Annotated in this window: 8 protein-coding genes; all 8 read left to right on the top strand. The window is 58.2% G+C overall.

All coding sequences use genetic code 11. From position 1 onward, the window contains the following. A partial coding sequence (locus tag ACWKY3_RS05950) for a sugar transferase (RefSeq protein WP_449315510.1) occupies nt 1-450 on the top strand: 450 nt, incomplete at its 5' end. A 106-nt stretch (nt 451-556) separates the two neighbouring features. Then, complete coding sequence (locus ACWKY3_RS05945; RefSeq protein WP_449315509.1) at nt 557-1,786, top strand: glycosyltransferase family 4 protein; 1,230 nt, start codon at nt 557-559, stop codon at nt 1,784-1,786. A gap of 11 nt (nt 1,787-1,797) precedes the next feature. Next, nucleotides 1,798-3,015: a nucleotide sugar dehydrogenase gene (locus tag ACWKY3_RS05940; RefSeq protein ID WP_449315508.1), complete on the top strand. Its 1,218-nt coding sequence runs from the start codon at nt 1,798-1,800 to the stop codon at nt 3,013-3,015. A gap of 25 nt (nt 3,016-3,040) precedes the next feature. Further along, entirely contained in the window at nt 3,041-4,135 is a 1,095-nt protein-coding gene (gene wecB, locus ACWKY3_RS05935; protein WP_449315507.1) for a non-hydrolyzing UDP-N-acetylglucosamine 2-epimerase, read from the top strand. Continuing rightward, nucleotides 4,135-5,763: a heparinase II/III domain-containing protein gene (locus ACWKY3_RS05930; RefSeq protein ID WP_449315506.1), complete on the top strand. Its 1,629-nt coding sequence runs from the start codon at nt 4,135-4,137 to the stop codon at nt 5,761-5,763. The genes wecB and ACWKY3_RS05930 overlap by 1 nt, the downstream gene beginning before the upstream one ends. A gap of 8 nt (nt 5,764-5,771) precedes the next feature. After that, entirely contained in the window at nt 5,772-7,895 is a 2,124-nt protein-coding gene (locus tag ACWKY3_RS05925; RefSeq protein WP_449315505.1) for a bi-domain-containing oxidoreductase, read from the top strand. Continuing rightward, on the top strand, nt 7,888-9,246 hold the full coding sequence (locus ACWKY3_RS05920; protein WP_449315504.1) for a phenylacetate--CoA ligase family protein: 1,359 nt from the start codon (nt 7,888-7,890) through the stop codon (nt 9,244-9,246). Before ACWKY3_RS05925 ends, ACWKY3_RS05920 begins: the two co-directional genes overlap by 8 nt. After that, the coding region (locus ACWKY3_RS05915; protein WP_449315503.1) for a DUF362 domain-containing protein at nt 9,243-10,494 on the top strand (1,252 nt) is incomplete at its 3' end. The genes ACWKY3_RS05920 and ACWKY3_RS05915, both read left to right, overlap by 4 nt.

Raw genomic sequence — 10,494 nt, 5'->3', positions numbered from 1 at the left:
CGGCCCTTCCGCATGTGGAAGTTCAGGAGCATGGTGCCCAACGCAGACGAGATGCTGGCCGACCTGCAAGGCTCGAACGAGGCCGACGGCCCGCTGTTCAAGATCAGGGAAGACCCCCGGGTGGTTCCAGGCGTGGGGGCTTTCATCAGGAAGCACTCCATAGACGAGCTCCCCCAGCTCCTGAACGTGCTTGCCGGCCAGATGTCCCTCATAGGCCCCAGGCCCGGCCTCCCGAGAGAGGTCGTCCAATACGACGAGCGCGCCAAGCGCCGCCTAGCGGTCAAACCCGGCTGCGGGGGAGCCTGGCAGGTGTCGGGTAGGTCGGATATCGGGTTCGAGCAGATGGTCGATCTCGACTTGGATTACATGCATAGCCGCGGCATCGCGAAAGACCTGGATCTCGTCGTTCGCACTCTTGGCGCGATGCGCTCAGGAAAAGGGGCCAGCTGATGCCTGCGACGCACACGCTGGAAGTGAGAGGCGCTGGCTTTCCCGCGGATGCGAAATGCCCCCTTGGCGCCTTCGGCGCGATGTTTGGCAAGAAGAGGCCGGGACGATGAGGATCCTCTACTTCACGCAATTCTTTAGCCCGGAGAATATAGCCGGTGCGTTTCGCGCTCGCGACCACGCGGTTGCATGGGCGGAAAAAGGACACGACGTCACGGTGTTCACCGGGTGGCCCAACTATCCTGCAGGGAAGCTGTTCGACGGCTACGCGATGGAGCGGCTTGGCGAAGAGAGCGTTGACGGCGTGCGCGTGTTCCGCTCGCAATCGAAAATGCAAGCGAATACGAGCTTCAAAAAACGCATCGAAAGCGGCCTCAGCTTCGTCGCCAACGGATTGCGCAATACGCGCGGCGACTCTCCCATCGGAAAAGACTACGACGCGGTGCTCGCGACGAGCGGCACGGTGTTTGCCGCATGGCTCGGCGTCCGTTATGCCAAGAAGAACAGGCTGCCCCTCGTCGTGGAGTTCCGCGACCTTACGTACAGGCAGATGGCCGCTACCGGCAGCTCCGAGAGCTGCGCGAAGGTGAAAGCAATGAAGGCGTGCGAGCTTTCTTTCTGCAAGGCGGCTGACAAGGTGGTCGTCCTTACGGAGGGCTTTGGGCGCGAGCTTGCGCTCCAAGGCGTCCCCGAGAGCAAGATGGCCGTTGTGCCCAACGGGGCGGATCCCGTCTTTTGCGAGCACGACTGGACTGGCGCGCTGCGCCTCGGGTACTTCGGCACCATGGGCATCTCGCAGGACGTCGTGCGCACGCTCGACCTCGCCGCTGGGCTTGCCCGGGAAGGGTTGCTGGGGAGCTACGACCTTGTCGGAGAGGGCGCTTCGCGCGGAGTGGTCGAGGAGGGCATCGCATCCGGAGCCTACCCGTTCGCGTCCCTATCCCGCGGCGTTCCCATGGACGAGCTGGAGCCGCGCTACGCGTCGGCCCACATGACGGTGGCGTCGCTGCGGCGAAACGCAAGCTTCGCAGGAACCGTCCCCTCGAAGATCTTCCAGTCGTTCGCGCGCGGCACGCCGGTGCTGTTTGTCGGTCCCGAGGGGGAGGCGGCGCGCCTCGTCCGCGAAAGCGGAGGCGGAATCGCCTTGTGCGGAGGCGACGCCGAGTGCGCTGAGGCGCTCCGCGAATTCGCGGGAGGCCCCGATCTCCCGGGGAGGCTCGCCGCGATGGGCGCGAGCGCCCGCTCCTTCATGGAGCGCAACTACACGAGAAGCCAGATGGCGGAGCGCATGCTCGGCATCCTTGAGGATGCTGCGGCGGGCATCCGCCGAAAGCGATGAGGAGCAAGGAAATGGTCAACGTCATAGGGCTCGGCTACATCGGGCTGCCTACCGCCCTCATGATGGCATCCCACGGCGTGGAGGTTGTGGGGACGGATCGCAACGCCGCTTTGGTGGAAACGCTCAACGCCGGCAAGACCACCTTCAAGGAGGAGGGCCTCGACGAGCTGTTCGAGGAGGCCGTGAGGGCGGGCGTGGAGTTCACCACCGAGTACCAGGTCTGCGACACCTACATCGTGTCCGTGCCAACGCCCTACGACAAGCTCGACAAGAAGATTGACCCGGCGTACGTTGTCGCGGCGTCCAGGACCGTGCTGGAGGTGGCTCCCGAAGGCGCCGTTCTCGTCATCGAGTCCACGGTCTCTCCGAACACGATTGACCGTTACGTGCGCCCGCTGCTGGCCGAAGCCGGCCGCGAGGACGTCGCGCTCGTCCATGCCCCCGAGCGCATCATCCCGGGCAACATGGTGAGCGAGCTGCTGCGCAACAACCGCACCATTGGCGCGGACGATCCGGAGGTGGGCAGGAGGGTTGCCGGCCTCTATGCGAGCTTCTGCCAGGGGGAGATCGCCCTCACCGACATCCGCACCGCTGAGATGACCAAGGTCGTGGAGAACACGTTTCGCGCGGTCAACATCGCCTTCTCCAACGAGTTGGCAAAAATCTGCCGTATCGGCGGTATGGACGTCGCCGAGGTCATTCGCATCTCCAACAAGCATCCCCGCGTGAACATCCTGCAGCCCGGCCCCGGCGTGGGCGGCCACTGCATACCGGTGGACCCCTGGTTCCTCGTGGGCGACTACCCCGAGGCGGCCAACTTCATCCGCCTGGCGCTGCAGACCAATGCGGGCATGCCCGAATACGTGCTGCGTCGCGCATACGAGGTGATGAGGGAGCGCAACATCTCGGACGTTTCGAGGGTGGGCATTTACGGCCTTACGTATAAGGAGGACGTGGACGACGTGCGGGAGTCTCCAACTCTGCAAATGCTGGAGGCGCAAGCCGAGCACCTGGGAGGGGCCGTCATGAAGGTCTATGACCCGTGGGTCGAGTCGGACGTCGTGCTCAATCAGGTGCATTCAATGGATGAATTCCTCGAAGGTTTAGAGATGGTGATTGTGATGGTTGGCCACTCCGAGGTCAAGGGAAGGCCGGAGGCGTTCGGCGGCTGCGTGCTGATCGACCCTCGTGATGTCATGGGCAATGGCTCAAACGTCTACAAGCTCTAGGACGGTTTCCGTGAGGAAAAAAGTAATGCTCGTTTTCGGCACTCGCCCGGAGGCGATAAAGATGTGTCCGCTCGTGAACGAGTTGAAGGGCCGCCCTGAAGAGTTCGACGCGGTCGTATGCGTCACCGGCCAGCACCGGGAGATGCTCGACCAGGTGTTGCGCGTGTTCGACGTTAGGCCAGATCACGATTTGGCTATTATGAAGCCAGGGCAAACGCTCTTCGACATCACATCGGACGTGCTGCTGAACATGAGGAAAGTCTTTGAGCATGAGGAGCCGGATGTCGTTTTGGTTCACGGCGACACGACCACCTCGTTCGCCGCCGCGCTCGCTGCGTTCTACCTCCAGATTCCCGTCGGTCATGTTGAGGCTGGCCTGCGCACGCGGGATCTCTGCTCGCCTTGGCCCGAGGAGTTTAATCGTCAAGCGGTGGATGTTGTGTCAAGGTGGTACTTCGCGCCGACAGAGACGAGCCGTCAGAACCTTCTGGACGAAGCGAAATCCGATGACCGTATTTTCGTCACCGGAAACACCGGCATTGATGCGCTGCGCACAACGGTCAGGGATGACTACCGGCATCCTGATCTCGAGTGGGCGTCCGACAGCCGCCTCATCCTCGTCACCGCACATCGCCGCGAGAATCTTGGCGAGCCCATGAAGCGTATGTTCCGCGCGATTCGTCGCGTGATGGAGGAGAGGCCCGACACCAAGGCTATCTATCCCATCCATCTGAATCCGCAGGTGCGCAAGGCAGCCCACGAGGAGCTTGATGGCTTTGGCCGCCTGCGCATCGTTGACCCGCTCGAAGTTGCGGACTTCCATAACTTCATGGCGGCGAGCCATCTCATCCTCACTGATTCGGGCGGCATTCAAGAGGAGGCCCCTTCTCTCGGCAAGCCCGTTCTTGTTATGCGTGACACAACTGAACGCCCCGAAGGCGTCGCTGCGGGCACGCTGCGGCTCGTTGGCACGCAGGAAGAAGTGATCCATCGCGAGTTTTCTCGCTTGTTGGATGATCCTGCGGAATACGAGGCAATGTCGCATGCGTCCAACCCTTACGGAGACGGCCGCGCGAGCAGCCGCATTGCGAACGTGTTGTCCCGGGGAGCTTTGGCTTGATGTCGAAGCTTCGCCTTTATATATCCACCGCAATGCACCTCAAGCCATCTCAGGTCGTTTACCGCGTTTGGCGAAGGATTGGCGGCAAGACGCCACTGCGTTTTGGCTACAGTCCAAAGCCCGATGTTGGTAAAGCCGACATCGGGGCTATCCCGGTTCTGCCCGAACTTGACTTCGACCCTGTATTGCTTTCGCGTTTTGATGTCGATGCGATCCTTGATGATCGCATCGAATTGCTGCACCATGAGGAGCAAGTCGATTGGCGCGAATCGTGGCACGCAGAGCTGTCCACGCCGCTCTGGCGCTTCAATTTGCATTACCACGAGTATCTTCTTCCGCTTGCAAAGGCGTATCTTGATACGGGCGACGTGCGCTATCTTGATAAGGGAAAAGCTATTGTGGAGAGTTGGATTCGCAGCTGCCCGCGATCTGTAGGCGGCGTAGCGTGGGATCCGTACGTCATCTCTATGCGTGTGGTTAACTGGCTTGCATTTTACGGGGAGCTGCGAGAGAAGATTGACCACGATCCGATTTTTGTGTCGGCGCTCAATTGCTCGCTTGCGCAGCAGTACATGCATCTGTCGCAACACCTTGAGAAAGATTTGCTGGCAAACCACTATTTGGAGAATCTCAAAGCGCTTGTCATTTTAGCGCACTATTTCAATGACACACAAACCTTTGATGCTGCCCTGCCAGTGCTCGCAGGGCAGGTTTGCGAGCAAATTCTTCCAGACGGGATGCATTTTGAATTAAGCCCTCTGTATCACAAGGTGGTGCTGGAAGATCTACTGCGGGTTGCGGTTACTTTGCAGGCGCAGGGGATGGAAGAAGCAGAAACCGTAGCGCTTCTGCGCTTGCAAAAGATGTGCGACTGCCTTTTCTCGCTTGAGCGGGGCGCGAGCAGAACGCCTCTTTTCAATGATAGCGGCGACAACGTGGCGAAAAGCTGCCATGCGCTGCTTTCGTGCGCAAAGAAGCGTTTTGGCATCGCGCCAACGTGCAGGGTCGACCTGCCGGATGCGGGGTACTACCTCATAGAGCGCGATACGGCAGCGGGACACGTCAAGGTGGTCTTTGACGCGGGAGCGCCGGGTCCTGAATGCGCCTTGGGGCATGCGCACTGCGATGCGCTTTCCATGGAGGTGTTTGTGGACGGCCTTCCTGCGGTGGTCAACCGCGGAACGTACGCCTACCAGGATGAGCGCCGTCTGGACCTTAAGCGCACCGCCGCCCACAGCACCGTGCAGGCAGACGGCATTGAGCAGTCCGAATGTTGGGCGCCGTTTCGCATGGCGAGGAGCGCTCGGTGCTGGGGGAAGCGCCTTGGAGAGTTCGAGGTGCGCGGCTGCATGGTGGATTGGGCGGGTAACCGCATTGAGCGAACCGTTTGGCTTGGAGAAGACGGGCGGCTGGCTGTTGTCGATGCGGCCGACCCTTCTGTGAGGCTCGTCTCTCGGTTCCATCTTTTGGGCGTTTCCGCAGAAGGACCTGAGCTTTGCGAATCGTGTTACTGCCCCGAGTTTGGAAAGGCGCTTCGGTCGACGTGCGCCGAAGGGTATGGCGCGGGTTCGATAGCCGCTGTGATAGACCTTGCCTCGCGAGACATCTCGTGGGATTGCGACCGATAGGAGATGACATGAAGCAGTTGTTTCTCATGGTAGATGACGGAAGCATGCGAGAGGTGGAAGTTCCCGCACCCTCTCCGAAGCGAGGGTTTGTGGTGGTTGAGACGTTGTGGTCAGTTGTTTCTGCCGGGACGGAGCGCACGCTGGCTTCTTTCGGCGGGAAGAATCTTGTCGCCAAAGCGCTTGAGCGGCCCGACCAGGTGAAAAAAGTCATGGAGAAGCTTTCCACTGACGGGCTGCTTACCACTATGGACGCTGCGTTTAACAAGCTGGGAGAGCCCATGCCTATGGGTTACTCGGCGGTTGGGCGCGTGATAAGCGTTGGCTCTGGCGTGACCGACGTATCCCCCGGGGATCTTGTGGCTATGGTGGGCCAAGCCTACCATGCCGAGGTGAACCGCGTGAACCGCAATTTGGTGGCCAAGCTCCCGAAGGACTTCCCCGATGTTCGGCAGGCGTCTCTGTGCGCCCTTGGGGGCATTGCGCTTCAAGGGATCCATCAGGCAAGCGTTCGGCCTGGCGAGACGGTGGCTGTTATCGGCCTAGGGCTCATCGGGCAGATATGCGCGCGCATTTTAGATGCCTACGGTTGCGATGTCATTGGGTTTGACGTGGCCGATCGCACCATGCCGGGTACGCGATTGAAATCCTTTATCGACTCCGGGGATGACAACGCGGCCGAGATGGCCCTTGCTGAGACGTTTGGGCGCGGGGTGGACAAGGTCATCATTGCGGCGTCCACGAGCTCAAACGGCCCTATGGATCTTGCTGCGGCCATCGCTCGCGATCGCGCCACGATCTGCATGATCGGGGTGACGAAGATGGACATAGAGCGCAAGCCCTTCTACACCAAAGAGCTCACGTTTACTATCGCGCGCTCCTATGGAGCGGGCCGCTACGAGAGCGACTATGAGGAGAAGGGCGTCGATCTGCCCATAGGGTATGTGCGCTTTACGGAAGGGCGCAACGTCGAAGAGTTTATCCGCCTTATCGCGCGCGGACGTCTCGATTTATCTGATCTTATTACACATGAAATTCCCTTCGAGGAAGCTCAGCGTGCTTACGAGATGATAACGACCAACAAGAAAAAAGAGCAGTACGTGGCCATCCTGCTCAAGTACGGGCAGCGGGAAGGAAAGCTCGATGAGGTGGTCCGGCCGGCTGCGAAAGCGCCCCTTGCGATCACGGCAGATAAAGTGCGCGTTGGCCTTATAGGAGGCGGCGGTTTCGCCAGAAGCACCATTCTTCCCACCATGAAAGGCAACGGCTCGTTTGCTTTGCGGGCCCTTGCTACCACGGGCGGGGTGAGCACAGGCCAGACGGCGGGCACCGAAGAGTTTTCTTATGTGACAAGTGATTACCGGCAGATGCTCGAGGATCCCGATATTGACCTTGTTGTGGTGTCGAGTGGTCATAACTCCCACGCACGGTTTGTTGTAGAAGCGCTTGAGGCGGGCAAAAGCGTCTACTGCGAAAAGCCGCTATGTCTTTCCTTGGCAGAACTTGATGCGATTGAAGCCGCCTATGGAGAAAATCCCGGTGAGCTTTTCTGCGGCATGAACCGACGCTTCGCACCCTCCATCAAGCAAATTCGCACAGAGCTGAAAACGCATGAGGTGCCGGCGGTCTATGACTACATCGTAAATGCCGGAGAGATACCCGCCGACCACTGGACACAGGATGAGGAGGTGGGAGGTGGGCGCATCATCGGGGAGGCATGCCATATGGTCGATGTCATCATGGCCCTTGATGGTAGCGCTCTGGAAGACCTGCGCCTTACCTTTGCCGATGCGCCAGGGTGCCCGTGCAAAGACAACGCGCTCATCTCGATGCGGATGGCATCAGGCGCTATCGCAAACATCGTCTACACCTCAATGGGCTCAAAGAAGTATCCCAAAGAGCAGCTGCGCGTGTTCAGTTCGGGCAACGTCTACGAGGTGGACAACTACATCGGGCTTGCGCGCTACAGCAACACCCGCAAAAGCTCGCCAAAACTTAGGCAAGACAAGGGCTTCAAGAACGAATACGCCTTCATGCTGCGCGTGCTAGCCGGCGAAGAATCCAACACCGCCATCGAGGACGCATTCGCGGGACATAGGGCGTTGCTGGAAGCCCTGGAGGGCGCACGTGGATAAAATGACGCTCTACGGCCGGCTGCCGATTTTCGCGCAGAATTGGGCGTGTTCGCTTGAAGGGCGAAGAATTTGCCATGCACGATACGGAAAGGGGTTTTGGGAAAAACTCAAATCTTACGAAAGCCGTGCCGCATGGAGTCCGGAGAGGCTGGCCGAATACCGCGACTCTCGTCTGCGTGCGATGGTGAAGCACTGCTATGAAACGGTGCCTTACTACAGACGCACGTTCAAAGAGGGGGGCGTAAGCCCCAACGACATTCGAGAACTTGCGGACCTCTCGAAACTCCCAATCCTTACTAAGGAGGTAGTTAACAAAAGCCCAAAAGAATTCCTGTCATCCGCGTATGCGGGCAAAACGATAAATCACCATACGAGCGGAACGACAGGATCGGGGTTTGTGTTTGCCATCACTCCAGAATCGCAAGACGAGCAGTGGGCATGCTGGTGGCGTTTTAGGCGCGCGCTCGGAATTGAGTTTGGCACGCCCCAAGCGATGTTTGGGACGCAAAAGGTCGTGCCGGTAAAACAGAAAAAGCCCCCTTTTTGGAGAATGAACCTCGCAGGGCACCAGGTCTATTTCAGCGCCTTTCATGAAAGCGACCGCAACCTTGCGGCATATTGTGAAAAGCTCATTCGCGAGCGGATCCCTTGGATTCACGGATACCCTTCTTTGTTGGCGCCTATAGCCGCATTCGCTGCCGCGCATGACATTGGATTTGACGATATTCGGTTTGTCACCACAGGCGCCGAAAACCTGTTGGAGAGCCAGGCGGCTTTGATAGAAAGCGCGTTTGGCGTTCGGCCGTATCAGCATTACGGCATGTGCGAGGGCATAGCTAACTTCTCCGAAAACCTGGACCATCGTATGTTTGTGGACGAGGACTTTGCCGCAGTTGAATTTGTTGGGCAGCCTGGTGAGGCGGTCTGCAGAATCGTCGGAACAACGCTTACCAACTTTGCCATGCCCCTTCTCCGTTGGGATGTGGGCGATGTTGGTAGGGTGAAGACGCATGCCGACGGGCGACGCGAGGTGATATCTCTTGATGGGCGTGCGGAAGATAGCGTCATTCTCCCCGATGGCACCTGCGTTGGAAAGCTCGACCACGTGTTTAAAGACACGATCCATATCGCAGAGGCTCAGATACACCAGCATGCCGACCATTCCATAACGGTGTATGCGAAAAAGACGCAAGAAGATGTGTCTGAAGATGAGCGCATAGCACGAATGCAGTTTGCAAAAAGCTTTACCTGTGAGGTGCCTATCCGTTTTGAGTATGTGGAAGCGGTCCCACGCGCAAAGTCGGGCAAATTGCGTTTTGTCGTATCCGAGATACGAGGAGTTGCTCGATGAATGAGTGCGCGGTAGTTGTGCGAAACAGGGTGGACTCGTACGAAAAACTTCTCTCGGACGGTTTTGCCGACGAGGTGTTCTCGTTGGTGCGAAAGGCGGTGTCACCCGGACAGACAGTTGTTGTCAAGCCCAATCTTGTTGCTGAGCACAGATGGGATCATCCCAACGAAACGGTGCAGATTGTCACACACGCCGCTGTTGTGGAGCGAATCGTGCGAGAAGCCGTTTGTGCGCTACATGGCTGTGGACGTGTTGTTATTGCGGACGCTCCTCAGACCGACTCGGACTACGAAGCGATTGCAAGGCTGTTAGATCTCGATGGCATCGTACAAAGATGCTCCGCCAACACGACCGTTGCGGTGGAGCACTTCGACTTGCGTGAGGAAAAATGGATCACGCGCGAGGGTGTCACGGTTGGCAAAAAACAGCTGGCAGGAGACCCTTTGGGGTACTGCGAGATAGATTTGGGTTCTGAGAGCCTGTTTGAAGGAAAAGCGAACAAAACCTACTACGGAGCAGATTACGATCAGGCCGAGACAGCCCGCTATCATAACGACCGAAACAATATCTATGTTATGTCAAATACGGTTTTGGCGTGCGACGTCTTTATCAACGTGCCTAAATTGAAGACGCACAAACTGGGCGGTCTTACCTGCTCTTTGAAAAATGCCGTGGGAACATGTGTTGTGAAAAACTCGTTGCCGCATCATACGACGGGGGTGCCTGACGAAGGCGGGGATCAGTTCTTTAGTGCTACCAAGAAATCCCACGTCGAAAAAGCTCTCAAAGGCATGGCGGCTACGTTGCTAAAACATAAAAACCCTCTCATCTCCTATCCCATTGGGCTTGTGAAAAAAGGTGCAGGCAAGGTGCTGGGGTCGCAAGGATCGCAAACGATTCGCAACGGTTCGTGGTATGGCAATGACACCATTTGGCGTACAACCCTCGATCTGAACCGCATTTTGTTGTACTCAGACAGATACGGAATTATGCGAGACGGTCTCCAGCGTGCATATCTGACCATTGTTGATGCTGTTATTGCGGCGGAAGGAGACGGTCCTTTGGATGCCGACGCCAAAGATTGCGGGGTGCTTATGGCTGGCACGAATCCGGTTGCTGTCGATTTTGCTGCCGCTCGCCTTATGGGCTTCGATTGGAGGTGTGTGCCGACCATATCCCACGCTTTTGACAGCATGCGCTGGCCGCTTGCGAGCTTCACTTCGGATGATGTCTGCATTGCAGGAGCAT

Source organism: Rubneribacter sp., assembly GCF_965361815.1.
This window is presented reverse-complemented; position numbering and strand designations above follow the sequence as displayed.